Raw genomic sequence first — 15,507 nt, forward strand, 5'->3', positions numbered from 1 at the left:
TGAGCGGGTGCATATCGCGTTCGGAGTTGTGGCCGTGCTCGCCGTGGCGGTCGCGCTGGCGGCGCTGGCCCGCCGCATCGGCATGGCCGAACCACTGCTGCTCACCGTCGCCGGGGTCGTCGCCTCCTACCTGCCGTTCGTCCCGCAGATCGACATCGATCCGGAGTGGGTACTGCTGGGTCTGCTGCCGCCGCTGCTGTACACGGCCTCGATCAGCACCTCGCTGCTGGAATTCAAACCGAAGAAGGTGTCGATCACCCTGCTGTCGGTCGGCCTCGTGCTGGCCACCACCTTCGCGGTCGCCGCGGTGGTGTGGCAGCTGCTGCCGGTGCCGTTCGCGGCCGCGGTCGCACTCGGCGCGATCGTCGCGCCGCCGGATGCGGTGGCCGCGATCGCGGTGGCCCGCCGGGTCGGGATGCCACGGCGCATCGTCACCCTGCTCGAGGGCGAATCGCTGTTCAACGACGCCACCGCGCTGGTCGCGTTGCGCACCGCGATCGCCGCGATGGCGGGCAGTTTCAGTGTGTGGCAGGCCGGCGGCGACTTCGTCTACGCGGCCGCCGGTGGCGCGGTCATCGGTATCGCCGCGGCCGCGGTGCTGGTGCTGGTGCGCCGCCGCATCACCGATCCGGTGCTCGACACCGGTATCTCGTTGCTGGCGCCGTTCGCGGCGTACCTGCCCGCCGAGGCCGCCCACGCCTCCGGCGTGATCGCGGTGGTGGTATGCGGGCTGATCCTCGGCCAAGGCGCCCCGGTGTGGCAGTCGGCCGCCTCCCGCGTGGCCGAACGCACGAACTGGCGCACCATCCAGTTCCTGCTGGAGAGCGCGGTCTTCCTGCTGATCGGCCTGCAGGTCCGCCATATCGTCGACGACGCCTGGAACAGCGGACTCGACCACGCCACCATCGTGTTCACCGCTGTCGCCGTGCTGGTCACCGTCATCGTGGTGCGACCGATCTGGGTTTTTCCCGCCACCTACTTCTCCTGGTTCGTCGAAAGCCGCCCCCGGGGCAAACCCAAACCCACCTGGACCGGTCCCGCGGTGGTGTCGTGGGCCGGGATGCGCGGTGTGGTCACCCTCGCCGCGGCCACCCTGCTGCCCGACGACACCCCGCAGCTGGCGACGCTGAAACTGCTGGCCCTGGTCGTGGTCGGCGGAACGCTTCTGCTGCAGGGTATTTCGCTGCCGGCGCTGGTGCGGGTGCTGCAACTGCGCGGTCCCAGCCGCGCCGAGGACGCGCTGCAGGAGGCCGCGCTGCTGCAGCAGGCCACCACCGCCGGACTCGAGGCACTCGACGAGGCGGTCGCCCCCGAAACCCCGCCCGAGGTGGTGACGAGCCTGCGTGACCGGGTGGCGCGGCGCAGCCACGCGGCGTGGGAACAGCTCGGGCGCGCGGAATCGGTGCGCGTCACTCCCAGCGGCGAATACCGGCGGCTGCGGCTGGTGATGCTCCACGCCGAACGCGAGGCGGTGCTGCGCGCCCGCGACGGCGGCGGGATCGACCACGAGGTCCTCGAACAGGTGATGACCGCGATCGATCTGGAGGAGTCCACGATCGACCGGATCAGCGAGGCCGACGACGACGAGACCGCCGCTCCCCTGTCCGCCCCGGTCTCCGGCGGCTGCGAACACCTCGTCGCCGCCCCGCACACCCACACCCCCGACCATCCCGACTGCTGTTCCGAATGCGTCGCCGAGGGGTTGACGTGGGTGCATCTGCGCATGTGCCTGACCTGCGGGCATATCGCCTGCTGCGATTCCTCGGTCGGCAACCACGCCACCAAGCACTTCCACGCCTCGACGCATCCGGTGATGCGCAGCGTGGAGCCCGGCGAGAAATGGCGCTGGTGTTATGTCGACGAAATCCTGGGCTGAACCCACCCGTTAGGCTGTGTCGATGGAGCCCAACGGTGAGCCCTGCGTGGTAACGCTGCGCTGCCGCCTCCGGGCTCTGAACCGTTAGGCTCGGGTCCGTGCGCACAGGTCAGGACTCCACCGACAACGACACCCGTATCTGGGGTGGTACCACGCTCACCGAGCGCCGCGAGGCGCGCCGGACCGCGTTGCTGGAGGCCGCGTTGGACCTGATCGGCGAGGCCGGGGCGGGCGCGGTCACCATGCGCGCGGTGTGCCGGCGCGCGGGGCTCACCGACCGCTACTTCTACGAAAGTTTCACCGGCCGCGACGATCTGCTGGACGTGCTCTACCGGCAGGTCGCCGACGACTTCCGGGAACCGATGACCTCTTTCGCCGCGGCCGCCGATCCCGACCGCGACCGCGAACTGGCCAGAGTGCTGGTCGACAAGGTGCTCGCCGATCCCCGCAAATCGCGGCTGTTCCTGGTCGAACCGTATTCGAGCACCGGTTTGGGCCAGACCACGATCGCGGTGATGCCGACGTTCACCCGGCTCATCCAGGATCATCTGTTCACCGATATCGACGATCCGATGCGGCGGCGGATGGCCGCGGTCACCATGGCCTCGGGCAATGCCGGACTGTTCGCGGCCTGGCTCAACGGTTCGCTGCGCGCCGACCGCGATCAGGTGGTGGACCATCTGGTCGCGGTGATCGGAGCGTATCGGTCGATGTATCGCGACCGACTTCCGGCCCCACGCCGATGAATTCCGGCCGCGGCGCTCGTCTGCCTCCGTGAAAGCCCATGTAGGCGAGTCGAAGGAGCGACGAGATGGCGACAGTGGTGTGCGGGGCGAGTATGTCGCTCGACGGATATATCGCCGGGCCGGAGGAATCCGGATTCGAGCATCTGTTCGCGTGGTACGAGGCCGGTGACCGCGCCTACCCGAGTACCCATCCGGAGTTGCGATTCTCGATGACCGAGGTCGACCACGACCATGTCGCGGCCTATCTCGACGCGGTCGGTGTGTTCGTGGTCGGGCGCCGGCTGTTCGACCTCACCGACGGCTGGGGTGGGAGCCACCCGTTCGACCGGCCGATAGTCGTTGTCACCCACCGCATTCCGCAGCAGTGGATCGACTCGCATCCCGGGGCGCCGTTCACCTTCGTCACCGACGGGATCGAGGCCGCGATCGAGCGCGCGGCCGAGATCGCCGGCGACCGGGCGGTGGGCGTCAACGGCGGCACGATGGCCCGCCAGGCGCTCGAGGCCGGACTGCTCGACGAGATCTGGATCGATCTGGTGCCGGTGCTGCTCGGCGGCGGCACACCGATGTTCGATCATCTAGGCGCCGCACCGCACCTGCTGGAGGATCCGGTTGTCGTGGCGGGCAGCCGGGTCACTCACCTGCGTTACCGGGTGCGCCGCTGAGTTCCGGGGTGCGGCGACGCTTCCGGCTCCTCCTGCGGTGCCGTGCCGGGACGGCCCAGATCGGCCGTGGGCGGCTCACCCAGGCGCGCGGCCATCCCGTCCAGAACGCAGACCAGCCCGAAGTCGAACGCCAGCGCCCGCGCCACTTCCGGATCCTGCGGTAGCGCGTCGCGGTAGTCGGCGCGCAGTTGCGGATAGTCCGCGGCCAGCTGGTCCATCGAGGCGAGCACCGATTGGTGGTCGACCTCGCCGCCGACGGCCTTGCGGTAGGTAAGTTCCGGAATCACCTGTCCCAGAATGAAACTCATCACCAGGGCGGTGGCCAGGTAGACGTCGGTGCCGGCGAATCCGGCCCGCAGGCAGGTGCGGCGCAACCGGTCGGTGAGCGCGAAGGCGTGCGGGCCGACGCTGGGCAGCTGTCCCAGCAGGCTCGCCGCCCACGGATGCGACCGGATGGTGCCGCGCAGACTGTAGGCGAAGGTGGTGAACACCTCCCGCCAGTTCGCGTGGTCGGGATCGGGCGTCTCGACCAGTCCCCACACCTCGTCGAGCGCCAATTCCAGGAGCTCGTCCTTGTTGGCCACGTACCAGTAGAGGCTGGTCGCGCCGGCGTTGAGGCGCGCGCCGAGTTTGCGCATGCTCAGCGCGTCGAGGCCGTCGGCGTCGAGCAGTTCCACAGTGGCCGCCACGATCTGATCGCGGGTCAGCCCCGACCTCCTGGGCGGGCGGGCCTGCCGCGTCCACACCGAGCTGAACGGTTTGGTCACGGCACCACTGTAATTGCCTCGCACACTGTTCGAGTTTATCGTACGCTGCTCGAGTGGAATCGAACACTGTACGAGAATCCGCCGAGACGCCCTCGCGCGATCCCCGCCGCTGGTGGATCCTGGGTGTGCTCTGCCTGTCCCTGCTGGTGCTGATGATCGACGGCACCGTCCTCAACCTGGCCATCCCGTCACTGATCCGGGAACTGGGCGCGAGCCCGTCCGACATTCAGTGGATCCTCGACGCCTACGTCCTGGTCTTCGCCGGACTCCTGCTCACCGCCGGCAGCCTGTCCGACCGGTTCGGCCGCCGCCGCATGCTCATCACCGGCCTCGCGGTGTTCGGCGCGGCCTCGCTGCTGGCGGTCCTGGCCAGCGAACCCTGGCAGGTGATCGCCGCCCGCGCCGCGATGGGTGTGGGCGGGTCGCTGCTCATGCCCTCGACCCTGTCGATCCTGATGACGACCTTCGAGGAGGACGAACGCCGCAAGGCGATGGCCGGCTGGTCGACGGTCTCGATGGTCGGCATCGTGCTCGGCCCCACCCTGGGCGGCTTTCTGCTGCAGCACTTCTGGTGGGGGTCGGTGTTCCTGCTCAACATCCCCGTCGCGATCGTCGCCATCATCGCCGCGGTGGTGCTGATGCCCGAAACCTACGGACAGCAACGCCCGGTCGACCTGGTCGGAGTGCTGCTGTCGATCGCGGCGCTCACCGCGACCGTCTACGTGATCATCGAACGCGAATGGAACATCCCCGTCATCGCGCTCGCGGTGGTGGCCGCGGCTGGATTCACCTACTGGGAGTACCGCTCGCCGCATCCGATGCTGCCGCTGGCGGTGTTCCGCAATCGCGACTTCACCGGCACCTGCCTCACGTTGCTGCTGATGGTGTTCGGCATGGGCGCGGTGATGCTGATGCTCACCCAGTACCTGCAGTTCGTCCTCGGATACGGCCCGATGAAAGCCGGGCTGGCGCTGCTGCCCTACGCCGTGGCCGCGACGGTGTGCAACGGACTCGGCGCCACCCTCGGCAAGAAGCTGAGCAACAAGACCCTCATCGTCGCGGGCTTGGCGGTGATGGCCGGGGCGTTCGTCATCCTCGCCAACGCCGACAGCTACGCGTGGGTGCTCACCTCGATGCTGGTGATGGGTGTCGGGGGCGGTTTGGCCGGTCCCGCGGCCTATGCCGCGATCATGAGCGCGATCCCGCTCGAGCACGCCGGTGTGGGCTCGGCGATGAACGACACCATCCAGCAGGTGGGTATGGCGGTCAGCATCGCGGTGTTGGGCAGTGTGCTGGCGGGCGTGTTCACCTCGCACATGCCGGCCGACGTCCCGGCGGCGGCGCGGGAGAACATCGGCAACGCGTTCGCTCTCGGCTTCGGCGAACCGGCGAAGTCGGCGTTCACCACGGCCATGTCCTACGGGGCGTGGATCAGCGCCGGTTTCAGCCTCGCGGCCGCGCTGCTGGGCCTGGTGCTGCTGCGCCACCGCGCCGCACAGCCGGCGCCGCACCCCGAACCGGCACAGGCCGGCTGAACCGGTTCACGCCACGGCACGCGGATCGGTCCCCGCAGCGCGCGCGGGGACCGATACCGTTGGACGCGAGGCGTTGTCGGGTAGCCACCGGGAGAGCCGTTCGACCACCGTCAGCGCGCCCATCCCGGCATATCCGGCCAGCACACTTTCGGCCAGCGTCATATCGTCCTCGGGCAACCCGTAGACGGAGACGCACAGGCCGCGCCGCGACGCCTGCGCGAGGGCCCCGCGGCCCGCGCCCGGCAGCACCGTCTCCTCGACCAGCGCCGGACATCCCGAATGCAGCACGAGCGCGGCCTGCACTCCCAGCGACAGATCGCGAATTCGCGGGCGATGCCCTGCCGCCACCGCGCCGATCAGTGAGCCCGGCAGCAACTCCGCGCCGTCCAGATACCCCGGTTCGACCGCCCGCCAGCGCTGCACGGGCGGGAAGTGATCACAGTCCGGGTGACCCGACCAGCGGCGATACGCCCGCTCCAGCAGCACCTGAGTCGCGTCGCGGCAACCGGATTCGTTCGTGACCACGGCCAGCATCCGCAGTTGCCGGCACCGCAGCCGATCAGGGCGCACCCGTTCGAGATCGGCGATACTCATAGCCCACCGCCACCGTCGAAGTCGGAGCGCACCGATTCGGTCCGCACGGTCGAGACGCGGCCCACGCGTCCGGGCGCCGCAGTGTGGGCCCGCCGCCACGCCGAGACGAACAGGGCGAAACCGCTCGCCACAGCGACGATCACGGCGAGCATCGCCAGCACCAGCGGTGTCGTCGCCGCCGCGTCGGTGCGGCCCGCGCCACTGGCGCGGATCAGCATCGCCGCGAGCAGGGGACCGAGCAGGGCCAGTCCGGCGGCGGTGAGCAGCAGGCCGCCGGTGGTCAACGCTTCCGGGGTCAGTGATGCGCGAACGGTCGTGACGGTTTTCGCACCCACCGACCCGGTTCGCGATCCCAGCAAACTCTTGCGCAACGGCATGACCGCCCCTTTCGTTCACCCGCTCGTCAGTGCATTTGAACTGGGAATTCAAAAGTACAACTCGAATCGCCACGGGTTCATCCAAAGTGATCCAACTGTCACCGGAACGTTGGCAGCAATTCAGCAGCGATCGATGCGGCGCCTCGAACTACGGGCGGTGAAACGCCGCATGCCGTCCGGGCGGACCCGAAGGACCCGCCCGGACGGCATGCGGTGCGTCCGTGCAGTCGATGCACGATCGCGGTCGGTGAACGAGGGCTCGGCCCTCGGCGATCAGTGCCCCATCAGCACCGGCGCATCGGCACCTTCCTGGGGCAGTTTCGGTTTGGAGCGCGGCAGGAACGCCGCCGGAATCAGCGTCACCAGAACCAGCACCAGAGCGACGATGTAGGTGTGCGCGTAGGCGGTGGCGGCCTGATCGAATCCGGCGTCGAGCTGCTCGGGTGGCAGCTTCTGCGCGATGGTCGGATCGAACTGCGATCCGATCGCCGCCTGTGCCAGCGGACGGTTCTCCAGCATGTTGGTCAGCAGCACCGACATGATCGCGGTGCCGATCGAACCGGCCGCCTGGTTGACGATGTTCATCAAGGTCGAACCGCGCGCCACCTGCGCGTGGGTCAGCGTCTGGATCGCGGCGGTCATGGTCGGCATCATCGTGCAGCCCATGCCCAGACCCATCACGAACAGCGCCACACACATCAACGGCAGCGAGGTGTCGGCCGAGAGCTGGGTGAAGAACACCATGCTCACCGCGATGACGGCCAGACCGCTCATCACCACCTTGCCGGGGCCGATCTTGTCGACCAGCTTGCCGCCGATTGGCATCGTGACCATCGCACCCAAACCCTGTGGCGCGATGAGCAATCCGGTCACCAGCGTCGACTTACCCTGCACCTGCTGCAGATAGCTGGGCAGCAGCAGACCGGAACCGAAGAACGCCACCGCGAAGAACACCGCGGTCAGCACCGCGAAGGTCAGCTGGCGATTGCGGAACAGATGCAGATCGATCAACGGATGTTCGGTGCGCAGCGCGTGGAAGACGAAACCCACCATCAGCACCAGGCCGATCGCGGCCGGCACCAGCACCCGCGCCGAGGCCACCGTGTGCTGTTCGGGAATCGAGGACACCCCGAACAGGAACAACGCCAATCCCGGTGAGGCGAGCAGCATCCCGAGGAAGTCGAACGATTCCGAGGGTTCGGGCCGGTCGGAGGGCAGCACCACTACCGCCAGGATCAACGCGACCACACCGACGGGCAGGTTGATCAGGAAGATCCAGTGCCAGCTGAAACTGCCGATCAGCCAGCCGCCGAGAATCGGCCCGAGGATCGGGCCCAGCAGCATGGGCACACCCAGGACCGCCATCACCCGGCCGATCCGCTGCGGTCCGGCCGCGTGGGTCATGATCGTCATACCCAGCGGCATCAGCATGCCGCCGCCGAGGCCCTGCACGACGCGGAACGCGATGAGCGACTCGATGTTCCAGGCCGTGGAGCACAGCACCGAGCCGAGGATGAAGAACGTCAGGGCCAGGATGTAGAGACGTTTGGTGCCGAATCGGTCGGCGGCCCAGCCGGTCAGCGGGATCACGCTGGCCAGGGCCAGGGTGTAGCCGGTCATAGTCCAGGCCGCGATGGCGTAGCTGGTGTCGAATTCGTGCTGGAACGTCGGCAGTGCGACGGTTACGACGGTCACGTCCAGGATCGACATGATCGCGCCGAGCACGACCACACCGGCCACCTTGAACACGGCGGCATCGAGTGAGTCGGACGCGGGATCCGACGTCGCCGCAGGAATATCCGGAGGAGAGGTCACCGCTTCAGCCTGCCAGGTGACCGATCGCTTGACCAGACCCCGTTCCCAGGGGAGGCCATATCGAAACCTCCCACTTTTCGCGCCCGATTCGTCCGTTCCTGTCGTTATCTTGCCGCCCAGCGCACAACCCTGCGCGCCCCCACTACATTGGTTCCCATCCCGTTCATTCGTTGTCCGGCAAGGAGTTCCCCGCGATAGAAGACCCGGTACTCGGTTCGACCGGTAGGCTCACATCGCCGATCCGGGGCGCAGGCATGCTCGGGGAGGTCCTGGTCGCGATCAGAGGGGGCACCGAGCTGTACATCGCGCGATCCACCGAAGCCTTGGACGCCGGCACCACCGTACTCGTGGTCGCGGTGCATCCCGGCCGGATCGTCGATGTCGTCGAGTGGATCCCGCTGGACTTCGCACCGGGTGGGCAGACAACGAAATAACAAGGGAGACACCAGTGCTGGGCTATCACGTGCCCGATCCCGACGAGGCCATGCTGATCAGCGGCGGCCGCGCCAAGGACAACGCCCCCTTCCGCGTCATCACCGGCCACGGCGCCTGGGTGATGCCGTTCTTCCGCAAGGTCAGCTACCTGTCGCTCGCGATGTTCGAATCCGAGATCCAGGAACGCTGCGTCACCCGTCAGGCCATCCAGCTCGACGTGCGCGCGGTCATCGCCTTCAAGGTCGCCAACGACACCCAGTCGGTGGTCAACGCCGCCCAGCGATTCCTGTCCGAACAGGAACGCGAAATGTCGGTGCTGACCGGGCGCATCTTCTCCGGCCACCTACGCTCCATCGTCGGTTCCATGACCGTCGAGGAGATCATCCGCGAACGCCAGAAACTCGCCGACGAGGTCCTGGTCGCCTCCAAGGTGGAGATGAGCAACATCGGCCTGTGGGTCGACTCGTTCCAGATCCAGTCCATCGACGACGGCGGACTCGGCTACATCGCCGCCCTCGCCGCACCACACAACGCCGCCGTGCAGCGCGACGCCCAGATCGCCCAGGCCGCCGCCGCCCAGCTCGCCGCCGAAGCCGAACAGGAATCGCTGCGCAAACAGGCCGAATATCAACGCCAGACAGCGATTCTGCAGGCCGAATACCAACGCGACATCGACAAGGCCAAAGCCGAGGCCGGCCAGGCCGGCCCCCTCGCCGAAGCCATCGCCCTGCAGGAAGTGCTCACCGCACAGGCCGAACGCGCCCGCAAGGAAGCACAACTGCGCGAACAGCAGTTGCAGGCCGAGGTCGTCAAACCCGCCCAAGCCGAAGCCGAACGCGTACGCGTGCTCGCCCAGGCCGAAGCCGACCGCACCCGCATCCAGGCCGAGGCAGCGGCCTCCAACAACCGAATCGCGTTGGACCAGTTGCTGATCGAGCAACTACCCGAAATCGTCAAACAGGCAGCGCTCGGGCTGTCCAACGCCAATCTGACCGTCCTCAACGGACCCGACGGCGTCGGCGAATTGGTCAACGGAATGGTCGGGCAGGGATTGACGGTATTCAACTCCCTGCAAAAGGCTCTTTCCACCGACAACCACTCCGGGGCACCGATAGAGTGACCGCACACGGACGGCTATGAGGAGCAGGTGTAGGTGTCGATCGGGAAATTGGTGTCCTTCGACAGTTCTCGGGGGTTCGGATTCATCCGCCCCGAAGACGGCGGGCCCGATGTATTCGTTCATGTGAACGACATCGGATTGGACGAGGACGAACTGCGGCAGGGGCGAGTATTCGAATTCGAGGTCACCGAGGGTGATCGAGGACCCAAGGCGGTCAACCTGACCGCGGTCGGCGGCGCACCGGCGCCACCACGGCATCGCGGCCGCGGCTCCGGCCAGCTCACCGCCGCCGAACACAAACGGCTGATCACCGAACTGCTGCTCGACGCCAGCCCCGCCCTCACCGCCGGCGAGATCATCACCATCCGCGACCGGCTCGCCGAATTCGCCGACCAACACGGGTGGCTGGAGAACTGACCGGCACGGGCGAATGTCCCGCGACCGCGGGCGGCGGCTCTCGGCCTACGATCATGACGACGATGCGGGCGATGAATTTCTCCCGCCCGCACCGTCGGCATGGGTGAGACCGACCCGAGGAGGATCGCGTGGACCTGCCCGTCATGCCGCCGGTGAAACCGATGCTGGCCAAATCCGCCGGCGCCCTGCCTCGTGAGGACACGTTCCTCTACGAGCCCAAATGGGACGGCTTCCGATGCATCGTCTTTCGCGACGGCACCGATATCGAACTCGGTTCCCGCAACGACCGGCCACTCACCCGCTATTTTCCGGAAGTGGCGCGACTGCTCGACGCGGCGCTGCCTCCGCGGTGCGTCCTCGACGGTGAAATCGTCGTCGTCACCGAACACGGCCTCGATTTCGACGTCCTGCAGAACCGCCTGCACCCCGCGGCCTCCCGCGTGAACAAACTCAGCGTCGAAACACCCGCCAGTTTCGTCGCATTCGATCTGCTCGCCCTCGGCGACGACGACCTGACCACCAGGCCCTTCCACGAACGCCGGCACCTGCTGGAATCGATCCTCGACACCCCCCACGAGGGCATCCACCTCACGCCCATCACCTCCGACCCCGACACCGCCCAGGACTGGTTCACCCGATTCGAGGGCGCCGGCTTCGACGGCGTGATGGTCAAATCCCGCGACCTGCCCTACATGCAGGACAAACGCGTCATGGTCAAGGTCAAACACGAACGCACCGCCGACTGCGTCGTCGCCGGGTTCCGCTGGCACAAGGACGGCGAGGGCGTCGGCTCCCTGCTGCTGGGCCTCTACGACGAGGACGGCAACCTGCACCACGTCGGCGTCGCCAGCAGCTTCACCGCCGCCCGCCGCCGGCAACTCGTCGACGAACTGGCGCCGCTGCGCGACGGCGCACTCGACAACCATCCCTGGCGCACCTGGGCCGACGCCGCCGCCCAAGCCAAGGCCGAAGGCAAGATGCCCGGCGGCATCAGCCGCTGGACCGGCGGCAAGGACCTGTCCTGGGAACCCCTGCGGCCCGAACTGGTCGCCGAGGTCCGCTACGAGCACCTCATGGCCGGGCGATTACGCCACGGCGGGCGCCTGGTCCGCTTCCGCGACGACCGCACCCCGCAATCGTGCACCTACGCCCAACTCGAAGAGGTCGCGCCCGCCGAACTCGCCGACATCTTCACCTCCGCGAAAGCGCAGGCCCAGCCATGAGCGAAGCCATCGACATCGACACCGACGGCGTGACCGTCCGCATCAGCAACCCCGACAAGATCTACTTCAGCAAACGCGGCGAAACCAAACTCGACCTCGTCCGCTACTACCAGGCCGTGGCCCAACCACTGCTGCGCACCATCGGCAACCGCCCCGTGCTGCTCGAACGCTATCCCGACGGCGCCAGCGGCAAATCCTGGTTCCAGAAACGCGTCCCGAAATCGGTCCCCGACTGGTTGCAGACCGTGCAGGTCTCCACACCCAACGGCACCGCCAGCGACGCCCTGGTCGCCGCCGACCTCGCCCACATCCTCTGGGCGGTCAACCTCGGCTGCCTCGGCTTCCACGTCTGGCCCAATCACGTTCCCGCAGGCGGGGTCCCGGCCCGCACCGAAGGCGAGATCGGCGACCTCGACATCAGCGACGAACTGCGCATCGACCTCGACCCCTCCCCCGGCATCGGCTTCGACGACCTGCGCCACGTCGCCGTCCTCACCCGCGAACTGCTCGCCGAACTCGGCATCGACGCCCGCGTCAAAACCTCCGGATCCCGCGGCCTGCACATCTACGCCGTCCTCGAACCCGTCTGGGACGGCTACCAGGTCCGCGCCGCCGCGGTCGCCATGGCCCGCGAACTCGAACGCCGCCACCCCGACCTGATCACCGCCAACTGGTGGAAAGAGGAACGCGGACAACGCGTCTTCATCGACTACAACCAGAACGCACCACACAAGACCGTCTTCGGCGCCTGGTGCGTGCGACCCAAGGTCGGCGCCCAGGTCTCCACCCCCATCGCCTGGGACGCACTCGATGCGATCGTCCCCGACGAACTCACCATCGCCACGGTCCCCGAACGACTCGCCACATCCGGCGACCCCTGGGCCGACCGCACCCCGCAATCGATCCAGCCGCTGCTCGAAATGTCGCGCCGCGACTTCGATTCCGGCCTGCTCGACGCACCCTGGCCACCGAACTACCCGAAGATGCCCAACGAACCACCGCGCGTCCAGCCCAGCCGCGCCCGCACCGCCGGCTGAGGACTCACACCCGCGCGGGCGCCGTCAGCGGGCCTGCTCGATCCGCGGGAACGTGGTCTCGACCAACGCCATCAGCACATCCGCGAGCAGATGGTGCACCTGCTCACGATTCAAGCTGCGGCGCGTAATCCATTCGCGCCCAGCGGTTTTCACCAAACCGCTGTAGGCGCGGACCAGGGCGCGCAACTCGTCGTCGCGCGCCGATCCGGACAGGCCCACCATCTGCAACAACCGGTCGGCCGCCGCGTCATCGGCCTCGTCCAGGATGCGCTGCACCTCCGGATCGTCCCCGATCCCCTCGTGCCCGGTCACCTTCACCCAGGTACTGCCCAATCCACTGATCGTGTCCAGCAGCCACGACACACTCGCATCCACCCGCTCGCGCGGCGTGCCGGTGGGCATCACCATGTAATCGGCGCGCGGCAACGTCACCATCCGCCGCACCACCGCCAGATACAGATCGCGCTTGTTGCCGAAATAATGATTGATCAGCCCGCGCGCCACCCCGGCCCGCTGCGCGAGTTCGGCGGTCGACACCGCCGCATAGGGGCGTTCACCGAACATTTCGATGGCGCAGGCCAGTATCTGGGCGCGCCGTTCGTCCGGCTCCAGCCGGCGCCGCCGCGCCGAATCGGCATCGGGCGGCACCGGCTGGGTCGTGGTGTCAGAGTGAGCGGGCAATGAGATCCTTCATCACCTCGTTGGAACCGGCGAGGATGCGCAGCACGCGCGCACCGGTGTACAGCTGGGAAATGGGGTACTCCGTCATGTATCCATAACCACCGAACAGTTGCAGACAGCGGTCCACCACAATACCCAACTGGTCGGTAAGCCAGTACTTCGACATCGCAGCGGTGGGAATGTCCAGCTCACCACGCAGATGCTTGCCGATCGCATCGTCGAGGAACGTGCGGCTCACCCGCGCGATCGTCGCGCACTCGGCCAGCTCGAACTTCGTGTTCTGCATCGCGAACAGCGGCTTGCCGAAAGCCTCACGACCCTTGGTGTATTCGACGGTCAACTCCACCGCCCGCTCCATCATCGACACCGCCATGATCGCGGTCACCAGCCGCTCCTGCGCCAGCAGTTGCATCATCTGATAGAAGCCCTGCCCCTCGGCCTCACCCAGCAGATTCGACGCCGGCACCCGCAAACCGTCGAAGAACAGCTCCGCGGTGTCCTGCGCCTTACCGCCGATCTTGTTCAGGATCCGGCCGCGCCGGAAACCGGGCGTCTCGTCGCTCACCTCGGCGAAGATCAGCGACACACCCGCCGCGCCCTTCGTCGGATCGGTCTTGGCCGCGATGATGATGCCGTCGCACAACCAGCCGTTGGAGATGAAGATCTTCGACCCGGTGATCACGTACTCGTCACCCTCGCGCACCGCGCGGGTCTTGATGTTCTGCAGATCCGACCCCGTCCCCGGCTCGGTCATGCCGATCGACAGCACCATCTCACCACTGGCCGCCTTCGGCAGCACCCGCCGCTTGAGGTCCTCGGTCCCGAAATGATGGATGTAGGGCGCGATGATCGACGAATGCACCGGCATACCCAATGAGCCGTCACCGGCATAGGACTGCGCCTCGATCAACGCCGCCTCGTGCGCGAAAGTGCCACCGCCGCCGCCGTATTCGGACGGAATCGCGGCGCACAGCAGACCCAGCTCACCCGCCCGGTTGTACAGTTCGCGGTCCGGATGCCCCTGCGCGACGAACTTCTCCTCGTTCGGCAGGACTTCCTTCTCGAAGAAGGTCTTCGCCAGATCCCGGACGGCCTCGACCTCATCGTCGCTCCACGCGGCGCGCGCCATCGTTACTTCCTTCGTCTCGTACCCAGGACCGGACCGCACCGGCCCTGGGCACCAGCCTGGCGCACTATTGGCGGCATGTCAACAACGCCGATTCAGTGTGCCTCCCGCGCGGTATTCACCTCCGCCAACGTGCTGAAAATGGGAACCTCCGGATCCGCCACGATCCGCTGCCGCCGCAGAAACCCATCGATCAGCGACCACACCAACTCGGTGAGTTCCGCGACGAAATCCGCGCTGGTCCGCCGCGGCGCCGCCGACCCCTCCAGCCACAGATCCGTCGTCGCCACGACCACACCGACGACCGCCCGCGCCAGATAGTCCAGCCCGGCCGTCTCGATCGGCACCGCCTCCGCGATCGACCGCGCGAGCTTCGCGAACCGCCGCGCCGCATCGCGGCCCAGATCGAACTGCAACACCGCCCCCACCGCCTCACCACCCGACCGGCTCGCCTGCGCCGTCTGCACCACCGGCGCCTGCATCAGGAAGCGAAAGACATTGGGATGGGCCAGAATTCCGGCGGCATACGCGGTGAACACCCGCCGCAGCGCCGGCCGCGGCGGCTGCAGCAGCAACGTCATGTCCTGCCCCGCCGCGGCGAACGCCTCGCGCGACATCCGATCGGCGATCTCGGTGTACAGCTCCGCCTTGTCCGCGAACTGCCGATACAGGCGCGGCTTCGTCATCCCCGCCGCACGGGCGATGTCGTCCATACTCGGCTGCGGGCCGTCCCGATCGATCACGCGGATCGCCGCATCGACGATCTCCTCCCGCGTGACCGTAGGCGCAGCAGCTCGCCGGCCGACCCGGGACACCATGGGCACCTCCCCAGCCGAGCGAACAGTCCCGACCAGGTTAACGTACCGCCGGTACGAAATCGACGAGCCCGCGTCCACCAGCGAAAGTTTCGTCACTTAGGGAGATTTCCCACCGAGGCGCGCTCACGAAAAGCCGATCGCGTACTGTCGGTACCGTTGACCGTACCGGCAGTACGAGCGGCTCCGTCCCGCGCTCACGAGGTAGACCGATGAACCCAGCCCTGTCTCTTATACACATCTCCGAGCCCACGAGACCGATCAGTATCTCGTATGCC

The 15,507-nt window shown here is 67.4% G+C and carries 16 protein-coding genes; 9 read left to right on the plus strand and 7 right to left on the minus strand.

What is annotated here, in order from left to right; translation table 11 throughout:
• Positions 1-7: 7 nt before the first annotated feature.
• From C8258_RS31550 to C8258_RS31560, 3 genes are all read left to right on the plus strand, one after another.
• Positions 8-1,876 carry a Na+/H+ antiporter gene (locus tag C8258_RS31550; protein WP_233225464.1) on the plus strand — a complete coding sequence of 623 codons (1,869 nt, stop codon included), beginning with the start codon at positions 8-10 and terminating at the stop codon, positions 1,874-1,876.
• A 98-nt stretch (positions 1,877-1,974) separates the two neighbouring features.
• Complete coding sequence (locus tag C8258_RS31555; protein ID WP_106958251.1) at positions 1,975-2,622, plus strand: TetR/AcrR family transcriptional regulator; 648 nt, start codon at positions 1,975-1,977, stop codon at positions 2,620-2,622.
• A 65-nt stretch (positions 2,623-2,687) separates the two neighbouring features.
• Complete coding sequence (locus tag C8258_RS31560; protein WP_106958252.1) at positions 2,688-3,287, plus strand: dihydrofolate reductase family protein; 600 nt, start codon at positions 2,688-2,690, stop codon at positions 3,285-3,287.
• Here the strand turns inward: C8258_RS31560 and C8258_RS31565 are convergent.
• Positions 3,269-4,054, minus strand: coding sequence for a TetR/AcrR family transcriptional regulator (locus C8258_RS31565; protein WP_106958260.1), 786 nt, complete (start codon positions 4,052-4,054; stop codon positions 3,269-3,271). The two genes, C8258_RS31560 and C8258_RS31565, sit on opposite strands and share 19 nt — an antisense overlap.
• A gap of 53 nt (positions 4,055-4,107) precedes the next feature.
• On the opposite strand from C8258_RS31565, the gene C8258_RS31570 reads away from it, so the two are divergent.
• A complete protein-coding gene (locus C8258_RS31570; RefSeq protein ID WP_233225465.1) occupies positions 4,108-5,589 on the plus strand; it encodes an MFS transporter in 1,482 nt (493 codons plus the stop codon).
• 6 nt (positions 5,590-5,595) lie between these two features.
• Here the strand turns inward: C8258_RS31570 and C8258_RS31575 are convergent, their stop codons facing one another.
• From C8258_RS31575 to C8258_RS31585, 3 genes are all read right to left on the minus strand, one after another.
• Positions 5,596-6,183: a hypothetical protein gene (locus C8258_RS31575; protein ID WP_106958253.1), complete on the minus strand. Its 588-nt coding sequence runs from the start codon at positions 6,181-6,183 to the stop codon at positions 5,596-5,598.
• Positions 6,180-6,560, minus strand: coding sequence for a hypothetical protein (locus C8258_RS31580; RefSeq protein WP_036501115.1), 381 nt, complete (start codon positions 6,558-6,560; stop codon positions 6,180-6,182). Before C8258_RS31580 ends, C8258_RS31575 begins: the two co-directional genes overlap by 4 nt.
• Before the next feature lie 273 nt (positions 6,561-6,833).
• The gene (locus C8258_RS31585) at positions 6,834-8,375 is read right to left on the minus strand and encodes a DHA2 family efflux MFS transporter permease subunit (protein ID WP_106958254.1); all 1,542 of its coding nucleotides are present in this window, start codon (positions 8,373-8,375) and stop codon (positions 6,834-6,836) included.
• Between the two features lie 254 nt (positions 8,376-8,629).
• Between C8258_RS31585 and C8258_RS31590 the strand changes: the two genes are divergently transcribed.
• The 5 genes from C8258_RS31590 to C8258_RS31610 all read left to right on the plus strand — a co-directional run bounded on the left by C8258_RS31590 (position 8,630) and on the right by C8258_RS31610 (position 12,607).
• On the plus strand, positions 8,630-8,809 hold the full coding sequence (locus C8258_RS31590) for a hypothetical protein (protein ID WP_063820362.1): 180 nt from the start codon (positions 8,630-8,632) through the stop codon (positions 8,807-8,809).
• Between the two features lie 14 nt (positions 8,810-8,823).
• Positions 8,824-9,930 carry a flotillin family protein gene (locus tag C8258_RS31595; protein WP_036501112.1) on the plus strand — a complete coding sequence of 369 codons (1,107 nt, stop codon included), beginning with the start codon at positions 8,824-8,826 and terminating at the stop codon, positions 9,928-9,930.
• A gap of 33 nt (positions 9,931-9,963) precedes the next feature.
• Entirely contained in the window at positions 9,964-10,347 is a 384-nt protein-coding gene (locus C8258_RS31600) for a cold-shock protein (protein WP_036501111.1), read from the plus strand.
• A gap of 128 nt (positions 10,348-10,475) precedes the next feature.
• On the plus strand, positions 10,476-11,570 hold the full coding sequence (locus tag C8258_RS31605) for an ATP-dependent DNA ligase (RefSeq protein WP_199195921.1): 1,095 nt from the start codon (positions 10,476-10,478) through the stop codon (positions 11,568-11,570).
• The gene (locus C8258_RS31610) at positions 11,567-12,607 is read left to right on the plus strand and encodes a DNA polymerase domain-containing protein (RefSeq protein WP_106958255.1); all 1,041 of its coding nucleotides are present in this window, start codon (positions 11,567-11,569) and stop codon (positions 12,605-12,607) included. Before C8258_RS31605 ends, C8258_RS31610 begins: the two co-directional genes overlap by 4 nt.
• 24 nt (positions 12,608-12,631) lie before the next feature.
• On the opposite strand, the gene C8258_RS31615 is transcribed toward C8258_RS31610, so the two are convergent.
• From C8258_RS31615 to C8258_RS31625, 3 genes are all read right to left on the minus strand, one after another.
• The gene (locus C8258_RS31615) at positions 12,632-13,288 is read right to left on the minus strand and encodes a TetR/AcrR family transcriptional regulator (RefSeq protein WP_233225466.1); all 657 of its coding nucleotides are present in this window, start codon (positions 13,286-13,288) and stop codon (positions 12,632-12,634) included.
• Positions 13,272-14,417, minus strand: a complete 1,146-nt coding sequence (locus C8258_RS31620) for an acyl-CoA dehydrogenase family protein (RefSeq protein ID WP_036501108.1) — start codon at positions 14,415-14,417, stop codon at positions 13,272-13,274. The genes C8258_RS31615 and C8258_RS31620 overlap by 17 nt, the downstream gene beginning before the upstream one ends.
• A gap of 92 nt (positions 14,418-14,509) precedes the next feature.
• Entirely contained in the window at positions 14,510-15,232 is a 723-nt protein-coding gene (locus C8258_RS31625; RefSeq protein WP_106958257.1) for a TetR/AcrR family transcriptional regulator, read from the minus strand.
• Between the last annotated feature and the right edge of the window lie 275 nt (positions 15,233-15,507).

The organism is Nocardia sp. MDA0666 (assembly GCF_003023875.1).
In the GTDB taxonomy this organism is placed as follows: domain Bacteria; phylum Actinomycetota; class Actinomycetes; order Mycobacteriales; family Mycobacteriaceae; genus Nocardia; species Nocardia aobensis.

Coding starts and splice junctions, on each gene's coding strand:
- C8258_RS31590 (WP_063820362.1), top strand. CDS start 8,630: ATGCTCGGGGAGGTCCTGGTCGCGATCAGAGGGGGCACCGAGCTGTAC.
- C8258_RS31610 (WP_106958255.1), top strand. CDS start 11,567: ATGAGCGAAGCCATCGACATCGACACCGACGGCGTGACCGTCCGCATC.
- C8258_RS31625 (WP_106958257.1), bottom strand. CDS start 15,232: ATGGTGTCCCGGGTCGGCCGGCGAGCTGCTGCGCCTACGGTCACGCGG.
- C8258_RS31560 (WP_106958252.1), top strand. CDS start 2,688: ATGGCGACAGTGGTGTGCGGGGCGAGTATGTCGCTCGACGGATATATC.
- C8258_RS31580 (WP_036501115.1), bottom strand. CDS start 6,560: ATGCCGTTGCGCAAGAGTTTGCTGGGATCGCGAACCGGGTCGGTGGGT.
- C8258_RS31575 (WP_106958253.1), bottom strand. CDS start 6,183: ATGAGTATCGCCGATCTCGAACGGGTGCGCCCTGATCGGCTGCGGTGC.
- C8258_RS31620 (WP_036501108.1), bottom strand. CDS start 14,417: ATGGCGCGCGCCGCGTGGAGCGACGATGAGGTCGAGGCCGTCCGGGAT.